This is a genomic window from Bacillus sp. G1(2015b), assembly GCF_001482475.1.
Lineage (GTDB): Bacteria > Bacillota > Bacilli > Bacillales > Bacillaceae > Bacillus > Bacillus safensis.
Window position 1 is genome coordinate 216103 of sequence record NZ_LKIC01000026.1, and the last position, 25054, is coordinate 241156.

Annotated in this window: 26 protein-coding genes and 1 riboswitch; of the genes, 19 read left to right on the top strand and 7 right to left on the bottom strand. The window is 42.0% G+C overall.

What is annotated here, in order from left to right; genetic code table 11:
• Nucleotides 1–206 precede the first annotated feature (206 nt).
• From gdhA to AMR95_RS12660, 10 genes are all read left to right on the top strand, one after another.
• Complete coding sequence (gdhA, locus tag AMR95_RS12620) at nucleotides 207–1577, top strand: NADP-specific glutamate dehydrogenase (RefSeq protein WP_039182467.1); 1371 nt, start codon at nucleotides 207–209, stop codon at nucleotides 1575–1577.
• 82 nt (nucleotides 1578–1659) lie between these two features.
• Nucleotides 1660–1773, top strand: a complete 114-nt coding sequence (locus tag AMR95_RS19415; RefSeq protein WP_223250414.1) for a hypothetical protein — start codon at nucleotides 1660–1662, stop codon at nucleotides 1771–1773.
• A gap of 124 nt (nucleotides 1774–1897) precedes the next feature.
• On the top strand, nucleotides 1898–3292 hold the full coding sequence (locus tag AMR95_RS12625; RefSeq protein ID WP_058838460.1) for a hypothetical protein: 1395 nt from the start codon (nucleotides 1898–1900) through the stop codon (nucleotides 3290–3292).
• Between the two features lie 59 nt (nucleotides 3293–3351).
• Nucleotides 3352–3966 (top strand): class F sortase, encoded by a 615-nt coding sequence (locus AMR95_RS12630; protein ID WP_058838461.1) that lies wholly within the window; start codon nucleotides 3352–3354, stop codon nucleotides 3964–3966.
• A 237-nt stretch (nucleotides 3967–4203) separates the two neighbouring features.
• Nucleotides 4204–6147, top strand: coding sequence for a BglG family transcription antiterminator (locus tag AMR95_RS12635; protein WP_058838462.1), 1944 nt, complete (start codon nucleotides 4204–4206; stop codon nucleotides 6145–6147).
• 122 nt (nucleotides 6148–6269) lie between these two features.
• Nucleotides 6270–6575: a PTS sugar transporter subunit IIB gene (locus tag AMR95_RS12640; protein WP_003214824.1), complete on the top strand. Its 306-nt coding sequence runs from the start codon at nucleotides 6270–6272 to the stop codon at nucleotides 6573–6575.
• A gap of 14 nt (nucleotides 6576–6589) precedes the next feature.
• A complete protein-coding gene (celB, locus tag AMR95_RS12645; RefSeq protein WP_024423868.1) occupies nucleotides 6590–7939 on the top strand; it encodes a PTS cellobiose transporter subunit IIC in 1350 nt (449 codons plus the stop codon).
• Nucleotides 7940–7965: 26 nt separating this feature from the next.
• On the top strand, nucleotides 7966–8292 hold the full coding sequence (locus AMR95_RS12650) for a PTS lactose/cellobiose transporter subunit IIA (RefSeq protein ID WP_039182451.1): 327 nt from the start codon (nucleotides 7966–7968) through the stop codon (nucleotides 8290–8292).
• Nucleotides 8289–9617 carry a 6-phospho-beta-glucosidase gene (locus AMR95_RS12655; protein WP_058838463.1) on the top strand — a complete coding sequence of 443 codons (1329 nt, stop codon included), beginning with the start codon at nucleotides 8289–8291 and terminating at the stop codon, nucleotides 9615–9617. The genes AMR95_RS12650 and AMR95_RS12655 overlap by 4 nt, the downstream gene beginning before the upstream one ends.
• 122 nt (nucleotides 9618–9739) lie before the next feature.
• The gene (locus AMR95_RS12660; RefSeq protein ID WP_058838464.1) at nucleotides 9740–10138 is read left to right on the top strand and encodes a hypothetical protein; all 399 of its coding nucleotides are present in this window, start codon (nucleotides 9740–9742) and stop codon (nucleotides 10136–10138) included.
• 19 nt (nucleotides 10139–10157) lie between these two features.
• Here AMR95_RS12660 and AMR95_RS12665 read toward each other — a convergent pair whose 3' ends face one another.
• Complete coding sequence (locus tag AMR95_RS12665; RefSeq protein ID WP_058838465.1) at nucleotides 10158–10352, bottom strand: hypothetical protein; 195 nt, start codon at nucleotides 10350–10352, stop codon at nucleotides 10158–10160.
• Between the two features lie 95 nt (nucleotides 10353–10447).
• Complete coding sequence (locus AMR95_RS12670; RefSeq protein WP_039182437.1) at nucleotides 10448–11539, bottom strand: branched-chain amino acid aminotransferase; 1092 nt, start codon at nucleotides 11537–11539, stop codon at nucleotides 10448–10450.
• Nucleotides 11540–11907: 368 nt separating this feature from the next.
• Here AMR95_RS12670 and AMR95_RS12675 point away from each other — a divergent pair, with 368 nt between their 5' ends.
• From AMR95_RS12675 to AMR95_RS12695, 5 genes are all read left to right on the top strand, one after another.
• On the top strand, nucleotides 11908–13335 hold the full coding sequence (locus tag AMR95_RS12675; protein WP_058838466.1) for a DUF1565 domain-containing protein: 1428 nt from the start codon (nucleotides 11908–11910) through the stop codon (nucleotides 13333–13335).
• A gap of 97 nt (nucleotides 13336–13432) precedes the next feature.
• A riboswitch (SAM riboswitch) is annotated at nucleotides 13433–13542 on the top strand.
• Nucleotides 13543–13712: 170 nt separating this feature from the next.
• On the top strand, nucleotides 13713–14831 hold the full coding sequence (locus tag AMR95_RS12680) for a sugar ABC transporter substrate-binding protein (RefSeq protein WP_041087658.1): 1119 nt from the start codon (nucleotides 13713–13715) through the stop codon (nucleotides 14829–14831).
• A 69-nt stretch (nucleotides 14832–14900) separates the two neighbouring features.
• A complete protein-coding gene (locus AMR95_RS12685; RefSeq protein WP_058838467.1) occupies nucleotides 14901–16397 on the top strand; it encodes a sugar ABC transporter ATP-binding protein in 1497 nt (498 codons plus the stop codon).
• Nucleotides 16394–17407, top strand: a complete 1014-nt coding sequence (locus AMR95_RS12690; protein ID WP_058838468.1) for an ABC transporter permease — start codon at nucleotides 16394–16396, stop codon at nucleotides 17405–17407. The genes AMR95_RS12685 and AMR95_RS12690 overlap by 4 nt, the downstream gene beginning before the upstream one ends.
• A 93-nt stretch (nucleotides 17408–17500) precedes the next feature.
• Nucleotides 17501–18133, top strand: a complete 633-nt coding sequence (locus tag AMR95_RS12695) for a GTP pyrophosphokinase (RefSeq protein WP_039182427.1) — start codon at nucleotides 17501–17503, stop codon at nucleotides 18131–18133.
• 44 nt (nucleotides 18134–18177) lie between these two features.
• On the opposite strand, the gene AMR95_RS19255 is transcribed toward AMR95_RS12695, so the two are convergent.
• Both AMR95_RS19255 and AMR95_RS12700 read right to left on the bottom strand, forming a co-directional pair.
• Nucleotides 18178–18318 carry a hypothetical protein gene (locus AMR95_RS19255; protein WP_180272453.1) on the bottom strand — a complete coding sequence of 47 codons (141 nt, stop codon included), beginning with the start codon at nucleotides 18316–18318 and terminating at the stop codon, nucleotides 18178–18180.
• Between the two features lie 19 nt (nucleotides 18319–18337).
• Nucleotides 18338–19423, bottom strand: a complete 1086-nt coding sequence (locus AMR95_RS12700; protein WP_058838469.1) for a Rap family tetratricopeptide repeat protein — start codon at nucleotides 19421–19423, stop codon at nucleotides 18338–18340.
• Between the two features lie 518 nt (nucleotides 19424–19941).
• Here AMR95_RS12700 and AMR95_RS12705 point away from each other — a divergent pair.
• The 3 genes from AMR95_RS12705 to AMR95_RS12715 all read left to right on the top strand — a co-directional run bounded on the left by AMR95_RS12705 (nucleotide 19942) and on the right by AMR95_RS12715 (nucleotide 22146).
• A complete protein-coding gene (locus AMR95_RS12705; protein WP_024423857.1) occupies nucleotides 19942–20706 on the top strand; it encodes a transporter substrate-binding domain-containing protein in 765 nt (254 codons plus the stop codon).
• Between the two features lie 70 nt (nucleotides 20707–20776).
• The gene (locus AMR95_RS12710; protein ID WP_024423856.1) at nucleotides 20777–21421 is read left to right on the top strand and encodes an amino acid ABC transporter permease; all 645 of its coding nucleotides are present in this window, start codon (nucleotides 20777–20779) and stop codon (nucleotides 21419–21421) included.
• Nucleotides 21418–22146: an amino acid ABC transporter ATP-binding protein gene (locus AMR95_RS12715; protein WP_039182423.1), complete on the top strand. Its 729-nt coding sequence runs from the start codon at nucleotides 21418–21420 to the stop codon at nucleotides 22144–22146. Before AMR95_RS12710 ends, AMR95_RS12715 begins: the two co-directional genes overlap by 4 nt.
• A gap of 87 nt (nucleotides 22147–22233) precedes the next feature.
• Here AMR95_RS12715 and AMR95_RS12720 read toward each other — a convergent pair whose 3' ends face one another.
• The gene (locus AMR95_RS12720; RefSeq protein WP_058838470.1) at nucleotides 22234–22617 is read right to left on the bottom strand and encodes a VOC family protein; all 384 of its coding nucleotides are present in this window, start codon (nucleotides 22615–22617) and stop codon (nucleotides 22234–22236) included.
• Nucleotides 22618–22735: 118 nt separating this feature from the next.
• Between AMR95_RS12720 and AMR95_RS12725 the strand changes: the two genes are divergently transcribed.
• On the top strand, nucleotides 22736–23917 hold the full coding sequence (locus tag AMR95_RS12725) for a class I SAM-dependent rRNA methyltransferase (protein ID WP_058838471.1): 1182 nt from the start codon (nucleotides 22736–22738) through the stop codon (nucleotides 23915–23917).
• A 34-nt stretch (nucleotides 23918–23951) separates the two neighbouring features.
• Here AMR95_RS12725 and AMR95_RS12730 read toward each other — a convergent pair whose 3' ends face one another.
• Nucleotides 23952–24632: a CidB/LrgB family autolysis modulator gene (locus AMR95_RS12730; protein WP_039182414.1), complete on the bottom strand. Its 681-nt coding sequence runs from the start codon at nucleotides 24630–24632 to the stop codon at nucleotides 23952–23954.
• Nucleotides 24626–25009 carry a CidA/LrgA family holin-like protein gene (locus AMR95_RS12735; RefSeq protein ID WP_080967207.1) on the bottom strand — a complete coding sequence of 128 codons (384 nt, stop codon included), beginning with the start codon at nucleotides 25007–25009 and terminating at the stop codon, nucleotides 24626–24628. Before AMR95_RS12735 ends, AMR95_RS12730 begins: the two co-directional genes overlap by 7 nt.
• Nucleotides 25010–25054: the final 45 nt, after the last annotated feature.

Consider the following 25054-nt stretch of genomic DNA (forward strand, 5'->3'; position numbering starts at 1 on the left):
GTTCGTTTCTAGCACATTAGTCATTCCTTGAGCGCTTATTTTTAAAGTCAATTGCTGCGGCTGCTTGATCTATCTCAATTCGGCATCATTTTCATCTGTTATCAATATTGATCAGATTTTACAATTGGTGTTAAATTAATCTCAATATGCGTTAGAAAATCTAACAATTAAAAGTGTGGAGATATCTACAAGGAGGCAGATGCGACATGTTGACCTTAGATCGAGCAGCACAAACAGCACAAAGCTACATCCACCGTGTGTTAGAAGAGGTGGAAAAACGAAATCCCGGCGAGGAGGAATTCCAGCAAGCGGTAAAAGAAATTCTGGAATCACTCGTCCCAGTTTTTGCGAAGCATCCAGAGTATGAAAAACAGGGCATTTTAGAACGGCTCATTGAACCTGAGCGGCTTGTGATATTTCGAGTGCCATGGGTAGACGATGAGGGCAAAGTACAAGTCAATCGAGGGTTTAGGGTTCAATTCAATAGTGCCATCGGTCCTTATAAAGGAGGAATTCGTTTCCATCCAACCGTCAATGCAAGCATTATCAAGTTTTTAGGGTTTGAACAAATCTTTAAAAACGCACTGACTGGTATGCCGATCGGTGGAGGGAAAGGCGGATCGGATTTTGACCCTAAAGGAAAATCTGATGGAGAAATCATGCGTTTCGTTCAAAGCTTTATGAGTGAACTCGGCCGATATATTGGACCTGATCAAGATGTGCCAGCAGGTGATATTGGTGTAGGAGCACGCGAAATTGGCTATATGTTCGGACAGTATAAGAAAATGCGCGGTGCTTATGAAGCGGGTGTACTCACGGGGAAAAGCCCTGGATTCGGAGGCAGCTTAGCGAGAAAAGAGGCGACAGGCTACGGACTGGTGTACTTCATGGAGGAAATGCTGAAAGCACATGGGCTCCAATTTGAAGGGCGTTCAGTTGTTGTGTCGGGCTCAGGAAATGTGTCTATTTATGCAATGGAAAAGGTAATGGAATTAGGCGGTAAGGTTGTGGCTTGCAGTGATTCAAGCGGAGCAATATATGATCCTCAAGGGATATCACTTGAGACCATTAAGCAGCTGAAGGAAGTCGAGAATCAGCGGATTGGGGCATACATAGACATTCACCCGCATGCTGAATTAATTGAAGATTGTGAACAAATTTGGTCCGTTCCTTGTGATATTGCGCTGCCATGTGCAACACAAAATGAAATATCAGAGGCGCATGCACAGCAGCTTGTGGCAAATGGTGTCATCGCTGTTGGAGAAGGAGCCAATATGCCGTCCACTCTTAAGGCGGTCAAAGTATTTGAAGAGAATCGTATTTTGTTTGCGCCGGCAAAAGCGGCGAATGCTGGCGGAGTAGGTGTCTCAGCACTGGAAATGGCGCAAAACAGTGCAAGAATGTCTTGGACATTTGAAGAAGTAGATGATCAGCTGAAACAAATGATGCAGTCTATTTATCGTCAGTGTACAGAGACAGCGGACGAATATGGACACTCAGGGAACATCATGGTTGGAGCAAATATTGCAGGATTTCGTAAGGTGGCAGATGCCATGATTGCACAAGGCGTGATTTAACTCCTGCTCTCCCGCACCTGTTTATTTCATGACAAGATGGGGAATCGTCCTTTAAGAATGACAATAAGGAGGCGCGGGAGAAATGAAAAAATGGCTGAAACAAATTGTCAAATGGGCACCTGTGATTTATCCAGTGGTGAGGAAAATATATAAAGAGCGAAAAGCATCTAAACGTCGTAACGTATCAGCCGGATAATCCGGCTTTTTTTTTATGCAAACATACAGATCCTGTGTTGTAAAAAAAATAATAGAATCGAATGATCCATTTCATCCCTCTCTCCGTTAAGTACATAACAAACGGAAAGAGGAGGAAATAAAAGATGAACATGAAGAAAGCAATGTTAACCATTCCACTGAGCGCAGCGTTACTATTCCCAGCGGCTCATAGCGCAAGTGCACATGAAGGACATATGCATGGGGAGGCGAAGAAGACGTCTTCGTCACAAGAGGAGGTTTCAAATAAAGCAACAGATCTTCGAGCAGCACTAGATCAGCTGTTTTCAGAGCATGCCTATTTAGCGGTGATCACGATGCAAAAAGGAATTGACGGCAGTAAAGACTTCGATCAAGCAGCGGCGGCTTTAAATGACAACACGAATGACTTATCAGATGCAATAGCCTCTGTGTATGGTAAAAAAGCAGGCAAACAATTCAAAGACATTTGGTCAAGTCATATCGGCTACTTTGTTGACTATGTACAAGCCACAGCGAAAAAAGATGATGCAGGTAAAAAGAAAGCGATCAAGCAGCTTGACCAATATCGAATGAAACAAGCCGATATGCTCGATCAAGCAACAGACGGCAGACTTAAAGCAAGTGAGCTTGAAGAGGGCTTGAAGATGCATGTGAATGAACTGCTAAAAGCGTTTGACAGCTACACTGAAGAGGATTTTGATACGACCTATGAAACGGTGAGAAAATCCATTCATCATATGTTTGAGGTAGGAAAAGGCGTGTCATGGGCCATCACAGATCAATTTCCTGGGAAATTTGATCAAAAGTCAGTGGATACACCAGCAGCGGATCTTCGTGAAGATTTAAACTACTTGTTCTCAGAGCATTTGGCACTTGCAGTAGTTGCCATGCAAAAAGGAAATGATGGCAGTAAAGACTTTAAGCAAGCAGCCGCGGCTTTAAATGAAAACACAAATGATTTATCTGCTGCAATTGCATCTGTTTATGGTAAGGATGCAGGCAAACAATTCAAAGACATTTGGTCAAGCCATATCGGTTACTTAGTTGATTATGTCAAAGCGGATGCATCAGGGGATCATCAAGCAAAAGAAAAGGCTGTCAAAGATTTAGATGCGTATCGAATGAAGCAAGCGAAATTCCTAGATCAAGCGACAGATGGACGTTTGAAGGCAGCAGATTTAGAAGCTGGTTTGAAAACACATATTGATGAGCTGATCAAAACGTATACGTCTTACCATAATGGCGAATATGATCAGCTTTACCCGACAGTGAGAGAGGCTTATGGTCATATGTTCATGGTTGGTCAGGATGTCGCAGCAGCGATTGTTGATCAGCATCCTGAGCTGTTCAAATCGAACATGCCTAATGAAATGCCGAAAACAGGTATGGGGGGCACAGCCGGTCCTTTAGGCATGTCCTATGAAGCATTTGCGGGAATGATCGCAAGTTTGATCCTCGCAGGCGGCGTGGCAGGTGCATTCTTCCTTAATCGCCGTAAGGCATCAAATTCTAACTCATAAAGACAGACGGGAACGTGCACAATCGTGCCGTTCCTTTCTTCAAAAGGAGGCCGGCTTAGATGAAGAATTGGCTGCTCAGCATTCTTTCATTTCTCATCATCACAGGCTGTTCATCACAGTCAATGGATGAATCGTCATCCTCAAAAAACATATCAGCTTCTAAGGAAATGACCACACATCAAGCTGAGAAACAGAACCACTCACACGAAACATTTAAAGACGAGCCATCTGGTATAGTACCAACTGAAATCGCCATTCCCGCTATTGATGTCAAAGCAAAAGTGGAGAAAACAGCTTTATTAAAGGATGGCAGTATGGGTGTCCCTCATTATACAGACAACACGGCTTGGTTTGAAGATGGTCCAAAACCGGGGGATAAAGGGAATGCCGTCATGAATGGCCATGTAGATAATAAATGGGGGCCATCGGTATTTTATCGATTAAAGGAGCTAAAAAAGGGTGACAAGGTGATCGTCACGTCCTCATCGGGAAAAAGGCGAACCTTTGAAGTCATAAAAGTAAGAAGCTATCCGCGTGAGGAGAAGCCCAATGCGTTTTTTGGATACGCCTTTACACGGAATCTCAATTTAATCACTTGTACAGGGACATTTGATCATGCAGCAGGCACGCATGAAAAAAGATTGGTTGTCTTTACCCAGATGATCTCTTCATAAAGAAGGCGGATACACGATGGTGTACGCCTTTTTTTCGTGGTTTTCGCAAGTATCTTTCAAAAAGATTCATAGGACATTAGATATGGTTAGTTGTATAAATAGGGGCATTTGTCATATAAATGAGTTGGCAATTTTTATTTCTTTTCAGTAGAATATGAGTAATGAAGAGAACTGCAAGCGTATACAACCTGTCCAGACAAGGCAGATTCTCCACCCCTACATAAGGAGGCCGATCTGATGCTGAGTAAAAGACTGGCGCACATCTTAAGTCAGCTCATGGCAGCTGAGACCCCGCTCACAAGCGCTGCACTATCTGCCAGTTTACAAGTGACAAGCCGCACCATTCGTACAGACATAAAGGAACTGAACGACCGTCTTGCCCCTTATCAAGCAGCTGTAACAGCTGTAAGAGGAGCTGGCTATGAGCTGTTGATCAACGATGAGAATGCCTTTCGCCGTTTTATGAAGGAGGAGGTTGAGCAGGAAGAGCCGCTTGCTGTGCTGCCAGAGGAGCGAGTTCGGTTTATTTTAAAAAGGCTTCTTTTGGCAGAATCCTATGTGAAGCTGGAGGATTTACAGGAGCAGCTGTTTATTAGTAAATCGACGATGAGCAACGATGTGAAATCGGTCAAACGTAAGCTGGAGCCCTTTGATCTGAAGCTGGAAGCGAAGCCGAGCAAAGGCTGCCGGATCAAGGGATCAGAGATGAAAATTCGTTATTGCATGTCAGAATATTTATTCAATGAACGTCGTTCTTATCAAACGATGCTGAATACAGCGGTCACCATTTTGCCAAAGCATGAACTCGAATTGCTTCAGAAAACAATGATAGATTATATCAATGAGGAAGGCATGAATCTATCAGACATCTGCATGAATAATTTAATCGTTCATGTTGCTATTGCCTGCAAACGAATTAGACACGGAAACTATGTATCTGTTCTTCCAGAGGAAATCAGCGAAATTCCGCGGGCAAAAGAATACAAGGTCGCTAAAAAAATGGTGGAGCGTCTTGAAGGGCTGCTGGATGTCTCATTTCCACAAGAGGAAATCGTCTATATCACCATTCATTTACTAGGAACAGCCAAAATGGTACAGTCCTTTTCCTCGAGCGGTCAAAAACAAATTGTCGATGATGACACGAGTCGGCTTGTACAGCTCATGCTGAAGGCCATTGATCAAAAATTGCAGCTTGATTTAGCCGGCGATACGGAACTAATGATTGGATTGAGTCTGCACTTAAAGCCTGCCATCAACCGATGTAAATATGGAATGAACTTAAGAAATCCGATGCTTGATGAAATAAAAGCGGGGTATCCACTTGCCTTTGAAGCGGGGATTATCGCCAGCAGGGTCCTTGAAGAAGAGGAGGGGCTGAGTATTCATGAGAATGAAATCGGATATATGGCGCTTCATTTTGGTGCGGCTTTAGAGCGGAGGAAAATGGAGATCCCGCCGAAGCGGTGTCTCATTGTCTGTGCGTCTGGTGCAGGGAGTGCAAGGCTGCTGCAGGATCGTTTGCGTTCACAATTTGGATCAAAACTGACCATTTTAGGAACAGCAGAGCTATATTCGCTTCCGCATGTCTCTTTACATGCACTGGATTTAATTATTACAACCATTCCAATTCATATGGAATTACCGGTTCCAGTCATTCAAGTGAACACCATTTTGGGAGGCGGCGATTTTTTAAAAATTGAAGAAGCCCTGACGAGTGAAACAAGGGTGACATTGGCCTCGCAATATATGAAAAAGGAATTGGTTTTTACAAAACGCGCCTTTCACACAAAAGAAGAGGTCATCACCTTTTTAACGCAAAAAGTCATCGATATGGGATTAGCGCCAGCTGAGCTCACACCATCTGTCATGGAAAGAGAAGAGGCTGCTCCTACCTCTTTCGGACATTATACGGCGATTCCGCACCCGATGACACCGCTGACAGATGAGACGTTTTGGGCGATATGTACATTAGAAAAACCAATCATTTGGGGAGAGAAAAAGGTTCAATTTGTCTGCCTGCTTTGTGTCGAAAAAGAGAATGCCAAAGATTTAAAAGGCATGTACCGCCTGCTGGGGGAGCTTGTGCATAATGTGAAATTCATTCAGCACCTGATCGCCTGTGATACATTTGAAGACATGCTTGATATCATGTATAAAAAGGCTCCTTCGTACAAGAACTAACTGTGTGATATTAACTTTTTCCGCTTCCTAAAGGAAAAAGTATGGGTGTTTATGAAAGCGGTTTCATAATATGATGAATGTGTAAAGAATAGCTTCACACTTTGAAAAGGGGGCGTTTACACATGAATATCTTATTGGTTTGCGCAGCAGGTATGTCTACAAGCTTACTTGTCACAAAAATGGAGAAAAGCGCACAAGAACAAGGAAAAGATTATCGTATTTGGGCAGTATCTGGAGATTCTGCGAAAAATCATATTGATCAAGCCGATGTGCTTTTATTAGGACCTCAGGTTCGATATTTATTACCGCAAATGAAAAAGCTCGGAGAAGAAAAAGGAATACCAGTAGACGTAATTAATACCGTGCATTATGGCGTATGTAATGGCGCCGAGGTTTTAAAATCTGCTGAACAGCTAGTGAACGGATAAAGGGGGCGGAGGGGATGAATGGATTCAACCGATTTCTAGAAGAGAAGGTCATGCCGTTTGCAGGGAAGATTGCCGCTCAAAGACATTTACAAGCATTGCGTGACGGTATTGTTTTAACGATGCCTCTCATTATTGTCGGTTCACTGTTTCTCATTTTAGCCAACCTTCCGATCCCAGGATACAGCGATTTTATGGCAAGTATCTTCGGAGCAGAATGGGCCACGAAACTATCCTATCCTGTTAATGCAACCTTTGACATTATGGCACTTGTTGCAACCTTCGGGATTGCTTACAGGCTGGCTGAAAAGTATGCCGTTGATGCACTATCATCTGGTGCGATCGCTGTTGCGGCTTTCCTTTTGGCTACTCCATATCAAGTACCTTTCACACCTGAAGGCTCAACAGAAGCTATCCTAGTAGGCGGGGGCATTCCTGTCACACTGATGGGCAGTAAAGGCTTATTCGTTGCCATGATTATTGCCATGCTTTCAACCGAAATTTACCGCTTTATTGTACAGCGGAATATCGTCATCAAAATGCCTGATGGTGTACCGCCAGCAGTCAGTAAATCGTTTATTGCACTTATTCCAGGTTTTGTGGTCATCACGCTGATCTGGGTCGCTAGACTTGTGATTGAGATGACACCTTTTGAGAGTATTCATAATATCATCACGGTCTTAATTGGTACACCGCTTTCCATTCTTGGTGGCAGCTTAGGCGGCAGTATCGTTGCGATGGGTGTGCAAATGCTCCTATGGGCATGTGGTATTCACGGAGCAACCATTGTCGGGGGCGTCATGGGGCCAATTTGGCTCGGTGCAATGGATGAGAACCGTCTTGCATTTCAAGCAGGAGAAGTGCTGCCGAATATTTTCACAGCGCAGTTCTTTGAAATCTTCATCAACGTCGGCGGAAGCGGTGCAACGCTAGCTTTGGTGCTGACCATGATCTTACGTGCCAGAAGTAAACAAATGAAACAGCTTGGCCGCCTTGCCATTGGGCCAGCCATCTTTAACATCAACGAACCGATCATTTTTGGAATGCCGATTGTGATGAACCCAATGCTTCTCATTCCATTTATCCTTACGCCAATCATGATGATCATCACCACATATATCGGAATGAGCACAGGGCTTGTGGCAAAACCTGCAGGGATTGCTGTTCCATGGACCATGCCGCCAATCATTTCAGGCTATCTCGCCACAGGAGGCAAAATCTCTGGTGCTGTCATGCAGCTGATTAACCTTGCGTTGTCATTTGCTCTATACTACCCATTCTTTAGAATGTGGGATAAGCAGAAATTGAAAGAAGAAAGTGAACTAGAAACAAAAGCATCAACTGATGAAAATGTTGTCAGCATGTAATAGAGGGAACAAGGGGGATGCGGCCGATGGAAATGGAACAAATTGTGTTTCAACTCATCCTGCACGGCGGAAATGGCAGAAGCTCAGCGATGGAAGCCATTACGTGTGCAAAGCAAGGTAATTTTGATGAGGCGAAGCAAAAAATGCAGGAAGCACAAGACGCGTTAAATGAGGCGCATCACGCACAGACAGAGCTGATCCAAGGAGAAATCAGAGGCGAAAAGACGGATATTAGCCTCCTCATGATTCATGCGCAGGATCATCTCATGAACGCAATGACCGTTAAGGAGCTCGCAGCAGAAATCATTGAGCTCCATGAAAAAATGAAGCAACTCGGAGGTGTCAATTCATGAAAGAAGGAATCAAAATTGTCACAATAGGCGGTGGATCGAGCTATACGCCTGAGCTCGTCGAAGGGTTTATTAAACGATATCATGAATTGCCTGTAAAGGAATTATGGCTTGTGGATATTGAAGCGGGTCAGGAAAAGTTAAACATCGTGGGCGCTCTGGCGAAACGTATGGTCGAAAAAGCAGGTCTGCCGATTGAGGTACACCTGACTCTTGACCGACGGGAAGCCTTGAAGGACGCAGATTTTGTGACGACACAATTTCGTGTAGGACTGCTGGAAGCACGGGCAAAGGATGAAAGAATACCGCTTAAATATGGCGTCATCGGTCAGGAAACGAATGGACCAGGCGGTTTATTTAAAGGCCTTCGGACCATCCCGGTCATTTTAGACATTGTGAAGGATATGGAAGAGCTTTGCCCAGACGCATGGCTTGTGAACTTTACGAATCCAGCCGGCATGGTCACAGAAGCTGTTTTACGCTACACGAATCTCAAAAAAGTCGTCGGTCTATGCAATGTGCCGATTGGGATCAAAATGGGAATCGCTAAGGCGCTTGAAGTGGATGTAGAACGCATTGAGGTACAGTTTGCCGGTCTCAATCACATGGTCTATGGATTAGACGTATATTTAGACGGGGTCAGCATTATGGATCAAGTGCTTGATGAACTAGGAAATCCAAACAGCCAGTGGTCCATGAAAAACATTGAAGCGAAAAACTGGGAGCCTTCTTTTGTGAAAGGATTAGGGGTCATCCCATGTCCGTATCACCGCTATTACTATAAAACGAAAGATATGCTGGAAGAAGAACAAAAGGCGGCTCAAGAAAAAGGAACACGAGCGGAGGTTGTACAGCAGGTCGAGAAGGAACTATTTGAGCTCTATAAAGATCCTGATTTGTCGATTAAACCACCGCAGCTCGAAAAAAGAGGCGGGGCTTATTACAGCGATGCGGCTTGTAACTTAATCAGCTCCATCTATAATGATAAGCACGACATTCAACCAGTTAATACAGTGAACAGAGGGGCGATTGCCAGCATTCCGGCTGAATCAGCTGTTGAAGTAAACTGTATCATTACGAAGGACGGACCAAAGCCAATCGCGACAGGTGATCTGCCTGTAGCTGTCAGAGGGCTCGTTCAACAAATCAAATCATTCGAGCGTGTGGCAGCTGAAGCGGCTGTAACTGGAGATTACGAGACGGCTCTTGTTGCGATGACGATCAACCCGCTCGTCCCTTCAGACGAGATTGCAAAGCAAATTTTAGATGAAATGCTTGAAGCGCACCGTGAGTATTTACCGCAATTCTTCAAATCAGTCAAAGCTTAACACATAATGAGTGACCCCTTTTATGGGGTCATTTTTTATGATTTCTTCATATGGAAACTGGAGAAAGAAGTGTATGATAGAAAAAACAGCATGTATGGCTTCAAAGAAAGGACTGTTGGAATATGGTTGCAATTGGTTTAATGCTTTACGGATTTGTCGTACAGCCTGTCATGAGTTATGGCACAGTGATCTTGTTTTTGTATGGCCTTATTGCTTCATTTGTTGGTCTCATTCGGCATAAGGACTATGTGTGGATTTATGTTCTCCGCCTGCTTGTTTGTTTCACCATTCCAGTGACCAATCTGTTGATGTATTTCGCAACGATTGGAGGAGATGCAAGAAAGTTTGATTTCCAGCCGATGCCGCTTGTTTACTATCTTGTCTTTATCCTAGAAATCATAATCATCTTTTTGCCAGAGATTTTTTTACTGATCGATAGAAAGCGGAGCATCAAGGGGAAACAGTGGATATACGTCGGGGCAATTGTTGCGGTATCGGTCTTGTTTTGGTGCACGATTTGATGGGAAGCAGACGAGTCAACTAAGTCTTTTTCGCCTTTTGTTTCTGTAACTTCTTTCGTCTAACCTTTACAAAAGAGATGGAAAGAGCAAGGATAGAAATCCCAAACGCCTTAAATAGAAATCGGGTGAGGAACGGTGAATCGTCGAAACCAGTAGCGACGATCATCGATCCGATACAGATCCCAATGAACGCTAATAGATAAGTAAAAAACATACCATCCCTCCTTAATTTATTACCATTATAAGGTATATTGGAGAGGTTAATAAACAAAAAAGAACCCTTCGTGAATGAAAGGTTCTTTTACATGCTTATGCTTGCTTGACGACCGAGTCAACTTCAACTGTCCAGCCGAAGATGTCTGGCTGTGTTCCTTTTTGGATGCCAGTAATGGCTTCATACAATTTCTTGGATACTTCGCCTGTTTGACCATTTTGGATCACATATGGCTGATCATGATAAATTAATTCCCCAACAGGAGAGATCACGGCCGCCGTTCCAGTCCCAAAGATTTCTTCAAGCTCGCCAGATTGATGTGCTTCAATTAACTCATCAATTGAAATTTTGCGCTCTGTGACTGGAATTCCCCAATGCTTTAACAGCTCAAGTACAGAGTTACGTGTGATGCCTTCTAAAATGCTGCCGTTCAATTCAGGCGTCACGATTTCTCCGTTGATTTTAAAGAAGATATTCATGCTGCCGACTTCTTCAATGTATTTTTTCTCGACCCCATCAAGCCAAAGAACTTGTGAAAATCCTTTCGTTTCAGCCACTTGCTGTGCTTTAAGGCTTGATGCATAGTTTCCAGCTGTTTTGGCATTTCCTGTTCCACCCTTAACGGCACGGACAAACTCATTTTCAACGGCAATTTTGACCGGATGAATGCCTTCTTTATAGTATGATCCCACTGGAGATAAGATAATGATCAGCTTATACGTGCTAGACGGTGCAACGCCTAAATACGGCTCAGTGGAAATAATGAATGGACGAATATACAAGGAAGTGCCCTCTGCATCAGGTACCCAATCCTTATCAATGCGAATGAGTTCATTTAAGCCCTCTAATACTGTTTCTGAATCAATTTGCGGAATACACAGGCGGTCATTGGATCTGTTTAAGCGTTCCATGTTCTTTTCCGGACGGAATAAGAGAATTTTTTGATCCTCAGAAACATAAGCCTTTAAGCCTTCAAAAACAGATTGACCATAATGGTAGACCATCGAAGCTGGGTCCATTGGAATAGCCTGATAAGGAATAATTCTTGGATCATACCAGCCTTTATCAATTGAATAATCCATCACAAACATGTGATCTGTGAAGATTTTTCCGAATTCAAGTTGATCAGATTGAGGTTTTGGTTTTTTTGTTGAACTAAGTTCAACGCGGATGGGTTGTTTTGGCATTGTAAATCTCCTTGCTGTTTGATTATTTGAAAATTCTAATAATATGAAATAATTATGATTCTATTCTATACCTTCACAAAATATTAGCAATAGGTTTTCTGGAATTCAGACAAGAAAAATCTGTTAAAGCGCTTTCCTTCTCTCTGCTGTCAGTTTGGCTCAAGTCCCCCCTTTTTAAAAAAGAAATAAAATCCAAATACATTATTAACTGATTAATCTGACAATTTAAAAACGAATGGTTTTCCTGTAAGATATTCTTTCAACCATACACCTTTTGACTAGTACATTGCAAGGGACATTGTCATATTTTAATCCTCTTTTTTTTAACCGATAAAGGAAGAAGAGAAGGGAAAGGAGCAAACAACAAGATGAAACGAGTGATACCAAGCATTTTACTCATTGTATTCATGTCCATGATCAGTTTTGGCTGTCAGGCGATGACAGAGGAAGCTGGTGCTAAGCAAAGCACAGCTTATTACGTAGCGGTAAACGGAAACGACAAAAACCCGGGAACAAAGCAAAAACCTTTCCGCACGCTGAAAAAAGCAGCAAGTATGGCGAAGGCTGGGACAACCATTTACATGAGAGGCGGTACATACAAAGAGAAATTGATTGTCCGCCATTCCGGAACAAAGAAAGCACCCGTTGTCTTTCAAGCTTACGGAAAAGAAAAGCCTGTGATTAGCGGGGCTTCCCTTAAAGGAAATCAAGCCGATGGAGGTCTTGTCACGATCGATCAAAAGAGCTACATCACCCTCAAAGGCCTCACTGTAGGACATCTTAAGACGAATAAAGAAGATTTAACACCAGTTGGTATTTTCATCAAAGGAAGCGGTAAAGGCGTAAAACTGCTCAATAACCGAGTGTATGACATTCAGACGAAACATGAAAATGGAAATGCACATGGAATTGCTGTCTATGGGACAAAAGCTCCTGCAGCAATAGAAGACATTGAAATCAAAGGAAATACCGTTGAAAAATTAAAACTGGGCTTCAGTGAAGCGCTCGTGCTAAATGGAAACGTCAAAAAGTTCCGTGTGACACATAACACGGTCCGGCACACTGATAATATTGGCATTGATTTAATTGGTTTTGAGAACGTAGCACCCTCTAAAAAGTATGATCAAGTTAGAAATGGAGTCGTCTCTAGAAACAAAGTATATGAGATTACGAGTGCAGGGAACCCAGCCTATGGAAGCGACATCTCCGCTGGCGGAATTTATGTTGATGGCGGAAAAGACATTGTGATCGATCATAACATCTCACATCACAATGACCTGGGGATTGAAGTCACAAGCGAACATAAAGGAAAAATGGCAGATCGCATCCGCATCGAACACAATCAAGTATATTTAAACCGTTATACAGGCATTTCTATTGGCGGCTATGATAAGAAGCGTGGCGGTACAACCAATACGACGATTTCACATAATATTTTGTACAAAAATGACACAGCCGGCTTAGAAGGCGGCCAATTGCTGATGCAGTATCAAGCAGTGAACAATCGAATCACGAATAATATCATGACGGCTAGCGCCTCGCATTACTTAGTCGTGAATCTTTATCAAGTGAACCAAAAGAATACCTTCCAGAAGAACGTTTATGATGACCGCAAAGGTGCGAAAGCATCACAGTGGATTTGGCGTGGGAAATGGATGGAAGGCTACAATACCTATCTCTCTAAAAGCGGTCAAGATAAAGGATCAGCCCATCTCAACCCACAATTTGTGAATGAGAAAAAATATGATTTCCGTCTGAAGAAATCATCACCTGCTAAGAAAATCATCGGAAGCTGATGATATTTTAGAAATTTTCAAAAAAGTCATTGACATTGATGTGACATCACATTAAAGTAAAGAAGACATTTCAACGAAAACAAATTTCATAACGGATCTCTTATCAAGAGAGGCAGAGGGACTGGCCCTATGACGCCCAGCAACCGTTTCTATTGTAGAAATTGGTGCTAATTCCTGCAAAGCTGTTACAGCTTTGACAGATAAGAGAGGAAGACTTCCCGATACATGTTTCATGCAACGGTGATCAAGCCTCTCTTTCCAAGAGAGGCTTTTTTCGTCTCTTTTTCGAATAAAATGCCTGTTTTTACAGGCGTATTACCACATTTTTACCTAGTTTTCCGATGTGAAAAATAAAAACAACTTGAGGAGGAACAGCAATGAAGCGTAAGCATTTTACATCATTTCTTGTCTTATTAACGGCATTAACCGTCCTATTATCTGGCTGCGGCACTGGATCAAGTGCAGGCTCAAAGGCAAATGCAAACGAAAAAGTCTCTTTTGACAATGTACCGAAGCGATTTGCAAAGGGACAGGGGGCAAAAATTAAAGTGATCCGCAAAATTGGAGGAGACGATCATACAGCTCAATTTTTAGCTGGAACGAAGGCAGAAGGTGAAGCACTCGGCTTTACGGTAGATGTCTACACCGCAAATGGTGATACAGCAAAATTCCATGATGCCATCTCTCAGGCGCTGGAGGAAAATTATGATGGCTTTATCATCTCTCACGGGGACGACGAGGCGACAGTCGCTGATGTGAAAAAGATCACAGCGAAAGGCATTCCAGTTGTAGCATTTGATTCAAATCCTAAGCTAAAGGACATCAAAGGAGTCACAGTGACGTCTCAAGATGACGAACAATTAGCGAAAAAATCATTAGACGCGCTCGTGTCTGATTTTAAAGGAAAAGCAAATATTGCGTACCTGTGGGTAGATGGATTCCCGCCAATGGTGAGACGAAACAAGGTCTATCAAGAAACGCTTAAACAACATTCAGGGATCAAGGAGCTTGACCGCTTTGGTGTAGCCTCTTCTGATACGTCTGTTCAAACGCAAAATGCAGTAGCAGCCATGCTGAATAAGTATCCAAAGGGCAAACTGGACGCTATTTTTGCCACATGGGATGCCTTTGCCATTGGGGCAGCAAGAGCGTTAAAGGAAGCAGGAAGAACAGAAGTGAAGATTTATGGGATTGATGTGTCAAATGCTGATCTTCAAGAAATGACAGCGAAGGACAGTCCATGGAAGTACACAGCAGCGGTTGATCCGAAGCTCATCGGCGCAGTCGACGTGAGGATTCTTGCGAAGAAAATAGCTGGTGAGAAAACACCATCTTCCTATGACCTTGAGGCCTCTCTCATCTCGCAAAAGCAGCTTCAACAAGCAGGAAAAGCCATTAACATGGTCAATCTTGCAGACGAAGTGAAGGGATTCGGTTCATCGACTGCTTTTGAGGAAGATTGGATGAAGACCTTGAAGAAGCATTATACAAAATAAGCGACGTGCACTCTCTTTCCATAGAGGGTGTTTCGTTTTTCAGATGATATCAAGAGAAGGAGGACACCCATGACAGCGCCGCTTGTTCGTATGAAAAATATTTCAATTGAATTCCCAGGGGTCAAAGCTTTAGATCAAGTGAATTTCACATTAAAAAAAGGGACGGTCCATGCACTAATTGGAGCAAATGGTGCAGGGAAGTCTACGTTAATGAAGGTTCTTTCTGGCGCTCATTCCCACTTCGACGGAACCATCCACATCAATGGCCAGGCGGCAACTATTCAAACCCCAAAGGATGCATCCTCATATGGTGTGCAGACGGTCCATCAAGAAGTGGATACGGCTCTTGTTCCCTACTTAAGTGTTGGCGAGAATATGATGATGCATGAGATTGAGAAAAAAACATTTGTCAGCTGGAAAGAGCTGCATCGCAAGGCGGCTCAGCTATTAAAAGAAATGGACATCGACATCTCCACAAAACGACTTGTCAGCGATCTGACCCTTGCTGAAAAACAGATGGTGCTCATTGCTAAGGCCGTTTCCATTCAATGCAGCATTTTAATCTTAGATGAACCAACAGCTCCGCTTAGTCATGCAGAAACAAGCAAATTATTCTCCATGATTGATCGGCTGAAACAGCATGGGACAGGGATCGTGTTTATCTCCCATCGCATGCCCGAAATTTTCACCATCTGTGATGAACTGACAGTGATGCGAAATGGAACGGATGTTGCAGCCCACCTTGTCAAAGACACAAATCCGCAGCAAGTCATTGAAGAAATGCTAGGTGCGCCATTAGAGGAACAATTCCCGTCTCGCAAACCTTTGAAAGATGCACCTATTGTGCTTGAAGTGAAAGAGCTAAACGATCAAAACAAATTAAACAACATTCACTTTTATGTCAAAAAAGGAGAAATTCTCGGAATCGCAGGACTTGTCGGTGCTGGAAAAACAGAATTGTGCAAAACCCTTTTCGGTGCCTCAGAAAAAAAGACGGGGACTGTGCAGCTGCATGGTCAAACCATTCACATCACATCGCCTCATCAAGCTGTGAGAGCTGGAATAGCCCTTGTGCCGGAAGAGCGGAGAAAAGAAGGGGTTCTGACCGAAGAGAGCGTGGGGTGGAACTTAACGGCTGCAAGTCTTCATTCATTTTCACGGATATTCAGCTTCTTACATCGTTCGAAGGAAAAGCAGGGAGCAGGCGACATCGTCAAACGGCTTGGTGTCAAAACGCCGTCTCTTGAAGCAAAGGTGAAGCACCTTTCTGGTGGAAATCAGCAAAAGGTTGCCATCGGAAAATGGCTGCTGGCTGAGGCAGATGTGTATCTCTTTGATGAACCAACTAAAGGTGTAGACGTTGGAGCGAAAAAAGATATTTTCACTTTAATCGCAGAGCTTGCCGCCCGCGGAAAATCTGTCATTTATGCGTCGAGTGAGCTGTCAGAGATTGCAGGTATCGCTGACCGAGTATACGTGTTATATGATGGCAGCATTGCCCGGGAAATGACTGCACCGACGACTGAAGAGGAGCTTTTATATCATTCAACAGGAGGACAATCATGAGCGAACAACAAATTCCAGCCCCTGTGCAGCAAATCAAAAAACAGCGGCAATCCTTTCATCTGTTTGATTTCTTTTATCGATATGGGACGATTTTAACCATTGTCGTGTTGATTGTGGTATTTGCGGCAGCGAATCCAGCGTTTTTGCAATCGGGAAATATCATCAATATTTTACGGTCTATCTCAATTGTGACCATCATTGCGGTGGGCTTAACCATCTCATTAGCAGTAAACGGTTTTGATTTATCAGTTGGATCAGTCGCTACGCTGTCAAATGCTATTGTCATTTCGATGTTCGTATGGTTCTCGCAAAACCCACTGATTGCCATCCTTTCTGCACTAGCGGCTTCTATCATTGTTGGATTGTTAAATGCATGGATGATCGTCAAAATGAAAATTCCAGATATGCTCATGACATTAGCCATGATGTTTATCATTCAAGGGCTGGCTCAAACGTATACGAAAGGGGCGACCATTTCTGAAAATATGGTGCTGCCTGATGGTACGTTTTCAACAGGAACGATCCCTGCCTTTTTCAGCAAAATCGGACAGGTGCCATATATCATTCTCATTATGGCTGCCATTGTTCTATTTGCGCATGTTTTCATGACCTACACAAAGCATGGCAGATTCATGTACATCATCGGTGGGAATAAAGAAGCGGCTCGATTGTCTGGCATTCATGTGAACAAATACAAAATTGCGGCCTATCTGCTTTCTGCGTTATTTGCAGCGATCGGAGGTATCGTGCTGGCATCAAGGGTAATGACAGCAGAAATTAATGCTGGGGCACCATATTTAATGGATGGAGTAGCGGCTGCTTTTATCGGCTTTTCCGTCATGGGAGCAGGTAAGCCAAACGCATTTGGTACTTTTATCGGGGCTGTACTCATCGGAATCTTACAAAATGGGCTTGTGATGATGTCTGTTCCTTATTATGCAATGGATATTGTGAAAGGTTCTGTGCTGGCTCTTGCACTGGCGCTGACATATTACAAACAAAGAGGCTAACTGCGTATTTTTTAAAACCATTCGAGTCCTCTCTCCGTCTAGTAAACGGAAAGCGGTACAGCTGCCGTTTCCCAAAAGGAGATGACAAAGAAAATGAATATGTCAGCAACTCATGTTGAAGATTTGAAAAATGTCATGGAAGACTGGAAAAATGAACTATTAGTATATAAATTTGCATTAGATGAAATGGATACAAAGTTTTCGATTATCAGTCAGGAGTATAATTTAATCCATGGACATAACCCTATAGAGCATACAAAATCACGGATCAAATCCTTTGAAAGCATCGTGAATAAACTAGCAAGAAAAGGATGCGACATCACGACACAATGTGCCAAGGAGCATATCCATGATATCGCAGGTGTCCGCATCATCTGTTCTTTTATTCAAGATATCTATAACATTATGGATGTATTGAGGCAAAGAGAGGATTTAAAGATCCTTGAAGTGAAGGACTACATTCAACATCCGAAACCAAATGGCTACAGAAGCCTTCACTTAATTGTTGAGATTCCTGTCTACTTAACGAATCGTGTGGAGTATGTGAAGGTTGAGATTCAGGTACGGACCATAGCGATGGATTTTTGGGCGAGTCTAGAGCATAAAATCTATTATAAACTGCAAAACGATGTTCCTCATCAACTGACTGATGAACTGAAGGAAGCCGCAGATATTGCCCATTACTTAGATGAAAAAATGCAAAATATCAAACGAGAAATTGATTAACACATAAAAAAGCAGCTGTTTTGATCACAGCTGCTTTTTTCATATTAAGGGTTGGTTCCACGATCCCTCTTTTGAATGATATCTTGAGATTGTGCAGATTTGCTGTCTTTTTGAACGGAAGCACCAATAGAAACACCTGTTATCAAGAGGGTAAAAATCGCACTTGTGATAAGCCATTTCTTCATCATACATCACTCCATATTCTTAACAAGTTTTTAAGGACAACGCCTTGTTTCTAAAATAAGAGGATTCTTCATGAAGTCCAAGATCCATTAAGTAAGCAGCTGCATCCTGACAAATAGCTTCAAGATCAACAAGGAAATTCATCGATTCTAATTGATCACAATAAGACTTGATTTGCTCAATCATGTTGTCTGGCTGAATCATAAGTGTTTCTAAAATGGATAATTTAAGTGAAATGTTTCGTTGTTTTAAATTTTCTGCTTTTTGAAGTGAAAGCTGTACATAATAGTGGAACAAACCTGGCTTTTTTAGCTTAAATAGTGCTTTTGTGTAGGCGTACATGGCAAGTAAATAGCCGCCTGGAGAAGAAGTTTCGAATGTTTCTATCATTAAAGCCTTTTCTAGGAGTGGCACAGCTTCACTGTATTCATTTCTTAGACTTTTAATAAAGGCTGCATTACAATAGGCGTGTCCAAGCAAATCTGGATCTTCCATCTGTTCTAGTGAATGAATCACTTCTTTGAACAACGATTCTGCCTCATCATATTTCGACTGATCCGCATAATTCAAAGCAAGCATCATTTGACAGCTGATTGATTTTTTCACATAACATGGATCTGCGTCGTAAATAGATGAAGCCTTCTTTAAGTGGTGGATGGAGAGAAGCGTGGACCTGATATTATAGTAAAGACACCCTGTTTTATAATGAAATTCGGCTTTTTCAATGTCATCATGCACGAGATCTAATTTATCCTCGGCCAATTTTAAATGGTGAAATGCCGTATCCTGATTGCCTCTGCGCATTTCATACATCCCTTTAAAGAAATAGAAATAATAGCTGAGCATATCATCCGTACGGATGGCATTTTCATCAACAAAAAGACTATGATCTAACGAAGCTGTATCTTCTATTAGATCTTTAAAACGGTACTCTAGCAGTTGATAGTAAAGTAAGACGTCTTGATTTTCTTCCATTCGATCAAACGCCTGAAGAATGTCTTCTTTTAACTGGATGGCACCTTGTATCTCTCTTTTTTTCATCATGACATACCAATCATTGAGCATATTTGCTACATCAACGGACGACAAAACACCTGCTTCTGCCAATTCATATCCTCCTTTCTTCATCTATCAAAATCCGTTCTTTTGAATCAACTTTCCATATTCCAGTATCTTCTTATATTTTAAGCTCTCTCATGCAGTTTGTAAAACATGTTTTTTGATGTAAATTCAACCAGTAGTGAAAGAAATAGGGAGAATCGACATTTTGTATACGCTTACATATTTTTAGGTAAAAAGAGGGTTTTGAAAAAAATATACTACAATATCAATAAAGAGAGGAAGCCGGTTATTGAGTTTGCTTTCGTATACTAGAAAGAAACATCATTAATCAAGGTGTTGCCTCATTTTTTTGTAAGATTATCTTACATTATAATTGTGAATGACTCTTCTTTTAGAATAAAATGAGTTATTCGCAAAAAAGTAAAATTTAAAGAGACTATTGATCTAGAATTGTATGGATCTTTGGTATTGATAAAAAACATCACACACTATAGCTTTAGCGTGTTATAGTATTATTGTTATTGCGAATATTTAGACAAAACTGACAATGGGGGTCGTGTTTTATGAAGAAATCGATGTTATTGATCATGGGACTAATTGTTGTGCTTGTCATGGCAGCCTGTGGATCAAAGTCGGACAGTGGTTCGGGAGAAGGCAAAGGCACATATAAAATTGGGATAGATACAACGTATCCGCCATTTGAATTTGAAAAGGGCGGTAAATATGAAGGCATAGACGTTGATTTAATTAATGCAATCGCGAAAGATCAAGGTTTCAAAGTGAAGCTGGAAGCTATGGACTTCTCAGGTATCATTCCAGCAATGCAGGCAGGACAGCTTGATGTTGGAATGGGCGGGATGAGTATTACAGATGAGCGTAAGAAGAAAGTAGATTTCTCAGATCCTTACTTCGACGCTGGGCTGACAGTTGTTGTGAAAAAGGACAGCAGCATCAAATCAATTAATGATTTAAAGGGGAAAAAGCTAGCTGTTAAAAACGGGACGACTGGTGCAAAGTTCGCTTCTGATAACGCAGATAAATATGGGTATGAAGTCGTTCAATTTAATGACAGCCCATCTATGTTCCAGGAAGTATCAAACGGAAATGCAGATGCCTTAATTGAGGATTATCCTGTCATTACGTATGCGATCGCACAACAAGATTTAAAATTGAAAACAGTTGGAGACCGCTTGAATGGAGACCAGTATGGTATCTCTGTCATGAAGGGGAAAAATCAAGACCTATTGAAGAAAATCAATAAAGGTCTGGAGAACCTAAAGAAAAACGGTGAGTATGACAAAATTATTGATAAATATTTGAAGTCATAACACAAGCGAGGCGCGCTCCGAGCGCGCTTTCTTTATGTGTCAGCCGTATGTGAATTAGGGAGGGAGAAACATGGATACAATTATTAATGCATTTCCGTATTTAATGGATGGTTTGCAAACCACTTTATATATCTTTGTTGTTGCCATCATTTTAGGATTTATCATCGGGTTAATTGTGGCATTATTCCGTCTGTCACCATTTAAAATCTTAAATTTCATCGCACTCGTCTTTGTGAATGCCATTCGAGGCACACCATTTATCGTACAGCTATTCTTCATTTATTTTGGTTTGAATACACTGGAATTCATTTCGCTTGATCGAGTGCCCGCAGGGATTATAACAGTAGCAATTAATGCAGGGGCTTATTTCTCAGAAATTATTCGTGCAGGGATTCAGTCCATTGATAAAGGGCAAACAGAAGCTGCGCGCTCATTAGGCTTTACAGGGGGACAAAACATGCGCTTTATCGTCCTTCCGCAAGCCTTCCGCCGCATGCTTCCAGCGATTACAAACCAGGCCATCATCAGCTTGAAGGATACATCTCTCTTATCTATTATCGGGATTGCCGATATTATGCAGCGAGGACAAGTTCAAGCATCGGCTACATTTGATCCATTGAATGTCTGGCTCATTGTCGGTGTCATTTATTTCGTGATCATTTATTTACTTTCTCTACTGGCTAGCTACGCAGAAAGGAGATTTGATATCAAATGAGTATGATTACGGTGAAAAACTTAAAGAAATCCTTTGGCGATCACGAAGTCTTAAAGGATATTAATGCAGTCATCGAGGAAAAGGAAGTAGTGTGTGTCATTGGTCCTTCTGGATCAGGGAAAAGCACGTTTCTAAGATGCCTCAATAAATTAGAAGATATCACTGCTGGAGAAGTCGTTGTCCACGGACACACGATTACAGACCCAAAGGTGAATATCAATAAAGTACGACAAGAAGTAGGCATGGTGTTTCAGCACTTTAATTTATTTCCTCATAAAACTGTTTTAGAAAACATTACGATCGCACCGATAAAGGTAAAAGGCATTGAAAAGAAGGCAGCGGCCGAAAAAGCGCTAGACTTGCTTGAAAAAGTCGGCTTAAAAGACAAAGCCCAAAGCTACCCTAACCAATTATCCGGTGGACAAAAACAGCGTGTTGCCATTGCAAGAGCCTTGGCAATGGACCCGAAAGTACTATTATTCGATGAGCCGACATCAGCTCTTGATCCTGAAGTTGTGGGTGATGTATTAGCTGTAATGAAACAATTAGCTGTCGAAGGCATGACCATGATTGTGGTGACACATGAAATGGGCTTTGCAAGAGAGGTAGGAGACCGTGTCATCTTTATGGATGGCGGATATATTGTCGAGGAAGACAAACCGGAAGCTCTCTTTGGAAACCCACAGCATGAGCGTACAAAATCATTTCTTAGTAAGGTGTTATAAAAAAGAGTAAGGGCATGTATATGCTCTTACTCTTTTCTTTATGAATAAATTGAAGATAGATTTAGCGGCACGATTTCCTAGGAAATATTAGCGCTGGAAGAATTCGATCCATTCTTGATCTGGTCCTCTGAAAAAGAAGTAGCAATATCCATTTGGTAATGTTGTGATTTCTTCATCGATTAATTCAATTTGCAGCTTTTGAATTCGATTGAATTCAGCATGAATATTGTCTGTTGTGAAGGCGAGATGATGGACCTTCCCTTCAGATGGCAGGTCACTGCTGTAGCCTTGGATGAGCTCAATTTCCGTTTCTGCTTCATCTTTAAAACCGAGAAATGCAAGCTCAATCACTCCATTTGTATGAGTGATGCGGTCCTTTAATTTCATCCCCACCACTTTTTCATAAAAATCAATCGAATGATCAATATTCGAAACCATAATACCTGTATGATCTAAGCGTAATGTCGTCAAAAGAAGTGCCTCCTCTATGTCATGTTGATATTTTTCTCCTCATCTTATCATAATAGAAGTAACGTATACATTCATATGGTAGGATAGAGAGAGTCAATTTAGGATAAGGATGACACAAATGAAAAAAATCTCATTAAAACAAACATTTGCGGAACAAGTGAAAAAGGGATATCCGCTCATTTCCAAAGATGCAGTATCGAATGTGAACGGTGTACGGGAAGGCGAGCTCATTGAATGGGTGGATGAGCGGGGCGCTTTTTTAGGAAAAGGGTATTATGGTGTGCAAAACAAAGGAATTGGCTGGGTACTAACCTTTGATGCAAACGAAAAAATAGATCAAGCTTTTTTTGTCTCTAGGCTTGAGCAGGCAGCAAAAAGCAGAACGCATTTATTTCGTGATGCACAGACGACTGCTTTTCGTGTGTTCAACGGAGAAGGGGATGGAATTGGCGGCGTCACGATTGATCATTACGACGGATTCTACCTCATCCAATGGTATAGCGAAGGAGTCTATACATTAAAGGCAGAAGTATTGGCTGCACTTGAGCACGTCTATCCAGACTATAAAGGTATTTATGAGAAGAAACGATTTGATACGTCTGGACAGTATATTGAAGATGATGATTTTGTGAAGGGAGAGAAAGGTGAATTTCCTCTCATCGTGAAAGAAAACGGCATGAACGTAGCAGTTTACTTAAATGATGGTGCGATGACGGGCATTTTCCTTGATCAGCGTCATGTGAGAAAAGCGATTCGAGATCGTTATGCAGAGGGAAAGACTGTGCTCAATACGTTTTCCTACACAGGCGCTTTCTCAGTAGCAGCTGCGCTTGGTGGAGCGAGCCGTACGACAAGTGTGGATGTTGCAAACCGTAGCTTGAAAAAAACATCTGAGCAGTTTGAAGTCAATGATATTGATGTGGACGGGCAGGATATCAAAGTCATGGATGTCTTTAAATATTTTCCGTTTGCAGCGAAAAAAGGCTGGACCTATGATCTCGTCATTTTAGATCCGCCTTCCTTTGCACGAACGAAAAAGCACACATTCAGTGCGGCGAAGGATTATAAGAAGCTATTAAAAGAAGCCATCCAAATCACAGCTGAGAATGGCGTCATTGTGGCATCAACGAATAGCAGTGCATTTGGCATGAAGAAGTTCAAAGGATTTATTGCGCAGGCCTTTAAAGAATCAGGGAAAACCTATCGGATTCTTGAAGAATATACACTTCCTGAGGATTTTCGTACAACGAAGAATTATCCCGAAGGAAACTATTTAAAGGTTGTCTTCATACAAACATAAGAAAAAGCCATTTCCGATAAGGAATGGCTTTTTTCTATAAGGCAAACGACATGAGGATCGGCGCTGCACATAATGTAATAATGGCTGAAATAATCATCGATACACTTGAGATCGTCCCTGAGACGGAGCTCATTTCAAAGGCTTTCGATGTTCCTGCACCGTGTGCACCTGTTCCAAGCAGGACGCCCATGGCAATGTCATTATCGATGCGGAAGTAACGGATCACCATTGGACCGATAATCGATCCAAACAGTGCGGTTAAAATGACAAACACAGCCGTAACGGACGGCATGCCGCCGATCATTTCTGACACACTCATTGCTACAGGTGTTGTGACCGATCTTGGGACAAGGCTCTCAATAAGGCCTGTGTCCAGATGAAATAACTTGGCGATAAATGCCGTTGATAAAATCGCAATGATAGATCCGCAAGCCACATTCAAAAGAATTTCCACTGCATGCTTCTTCAGGATATGAAAATACTTATATAAAGGAATGGCAAAAGCAACAGTCGCAGGCTGCAGCATATTCGTGAGCCATTTCCCGCCTTGATTGTAAGCATCGTAAGGAATGTTGACGATTAACAGCAAGACGACAAGAACAAGCGGAGTGACAAGTAATGGTGAGACATAAACCTTTGGATGCCGTTTGTACACCGCTTTTGATCCGAGATATAAAAGAACTGTTAAGATCAGAAATAGTCCGCCAACTAACATAGCTTTTTTCGCTCCTTTCGTTTCGCAATCATTTGCGTCATGATACCAGTTGAGAGCATGACCACAAACGTACTAATTAAGACGACAAGGACAATACTTGTGCCAGATTGAGAAAGCAGTTTTCCATAATCAATGACACCAACTGCTGATGGAATAAAGAAAAGCAGCAGTTCTCCGAGCAGCCATACGGCGCCAAGTTCTATCCATTTTAATTGAATGATCTTAAAATGAAGTAATAAGAAAATGACAAGAATGCCTAAGATCGTGCCCGGGATTCTTAAATGCAAAAAGGCCGCCAGCACATTCATGAATTTCGCAAAAATAAACAAGACCATAATCTGAAGGGCAGCAATCAGCGGCTTTTTGAGCAATTTCACTTTCTGTTCACTCCTTTTTCTATATAAATTGTTCACTATTTCACA

Excerpts from the sequence above, each read along its gene's own strand:
- AMR95_RS12690 (WP_058838468.1), top strand. The coding sequence starts at position 16,394 with ATGAGCGAACAACAAATTCCAGCCCCTGTGCAGCAAATCAAAAAACAG.
- AMR95_RS12680 (WP_041087658.1), top strand. The coding sequence starts at position 13,713 with ATGAAGCGTAAGCATTTTACATCATTTCTTGTCTTATTAACGGCATTA.
- AMR95_RS12640 (WP_003214824.1), top strand. The coding sequence starts at position 6,270 with ATGAATATCTTATTGGTTTGCGCAGCAGGTATGTCTACAAGCTTACTT.
- AMR95_RS12715 (WP_039182423.1), top strand. The coding sequence starts at position 21,418 with ATGAGTATGATTACGGTGAAAAACTTAAAGAAATCCTTTGGCGATCAC.
- AMR95_RS12685 (WP_058838467.1), top strand. The coding sequence starts at position 14,901 with ATGACAGCGCCGCTTGTTCGTATGAAAAATATTTCAATTGAATTCCCA.
- AMR95_RS12630 (WP_058838461.1), top strand. The coding sequence starts at position 3,352 with ATGAAGAATTGGCTGCTCAGCATTCTTTCATTTCTCATCATCACAGGC.
- AMR95_RS12710 (WP_024423856.1), top strand. The coding sequence starts at position 20,777 with ATGGATACAATTATTAATGCATTTCCGTATTTAATGGATGGTTTGCAA.
- AMR95_RS12635 (WP_058838462.1), top strand. The coding sequence starts at position 4,204 with ATGCTGAGTAAAAGACTGGCGCACATCTTAAGTCAGCTCATGGCAGCT.
- AMR95_RS12725 (WP_058838471.1), top strand. The coding sequence starts at position 22,736 with ATGAAAAAAATCTCATTAAAACAAACATTTGCGGAACAAGTGAAAAAG.
- AMR95_RS19255 (WP_180272453.1), bottom strand. The coding sequence starts at position 18,318 with ATGAAGAAATGGCTTATCACAAGTGCGATTTTTACCCTCTTGATAACA.
- AMR95_RS12705 (WP_024423857.1), top strand. The coding sequence starts at position 19,942 with ATGAAGAAATCGATGTTATTGATCATGGGACTAATTGTTGTGCTTGTC.
- gdhA (WP_039182467.1), top strand. The coding sequence starts at position 207 with ATGTTGACCTTAGATCGAGCAGCACAAACAGCACAAAGCTACATCCAC.
- AMR95_RS12625 (WP_058838460.1), top strand. The coding sequence starts at position 1,898 with ATGAACATGAAGAAAGCAATGTTAACCATTCCACTGAGCGCAGCGTTA.
- AMR95_RS12675 (WP_058838466.1), top strand. The coding sequence starts at position 11,908 with ATGAAACGAGTGATACCAAGCATTTTACTCATTGTATTCATGTCCATG.
- AMR95_RS12695 (WP_039182427.1), top strand. The coding sequence starts at position 17,501 with ATGAATATGTCAGCAACTCATGTTGAAGATTTGAAAAATGTCATGGAA.
- AMR95_RS12730 (WP_039182414.1), bottom strand. The coding sequence starts at position 24,632 with ATGTTAGTTGGCGGACTATTTCTGATCTTAACAGTTCTTTTATATCTC.
- AMR95_RS12650 (WP_039182451.1), top strand. The coding sequence starts at position 7,966 with ATGGAAATGGAACAAATTGTGTTTCAACTCATCCTGCACGGCGGAAAT.
- AMR95_RS12665 (WP_058838465.1), bottom strand. The coding sequence starts at position 10,352 with ATGTTTTTTACTTATCTATTAGCGTTCATTGGGATCTGTATCGGATCG.
- AMR95_RS12655 (WP_058838463.1), top strand. The coding sequence starts at position 8,289 with ATGAAAGAAGGAATCAAAATTGTCACAATAGGCGGTGGATCGAGCTAT.
- AMR95_RS12660 (WP_058838464.1), top strand. The coding sequence starts at position 9,740 with ATGGTTGCAATTGGTTTAATGCTTTACGGATTTGTCGTACAGCCTGTC.
- AMR95_RS12670 (WP_039182437.1), bottom strand. The coding sequence starts at position 11,539 with ATGCCAAAACAACCCATCCGCGTTGAACTTAGTTCAACAAAAAAACCA.
- celB (WP_024423868.1), top strand. The coding sequence starts at position 6,590 with ATGAATGGATTCAACCGATTTCTAGAAGAGAAGGTCATGCCGTTTGCA.
- AMR95_RS19415 (WP_223250414.1), top strand. The coding sequence starts at position 1,660 with ATGAAAAAATGGCTGAAACAAATTGTCAAATGGGCACCTGTGATTTAT.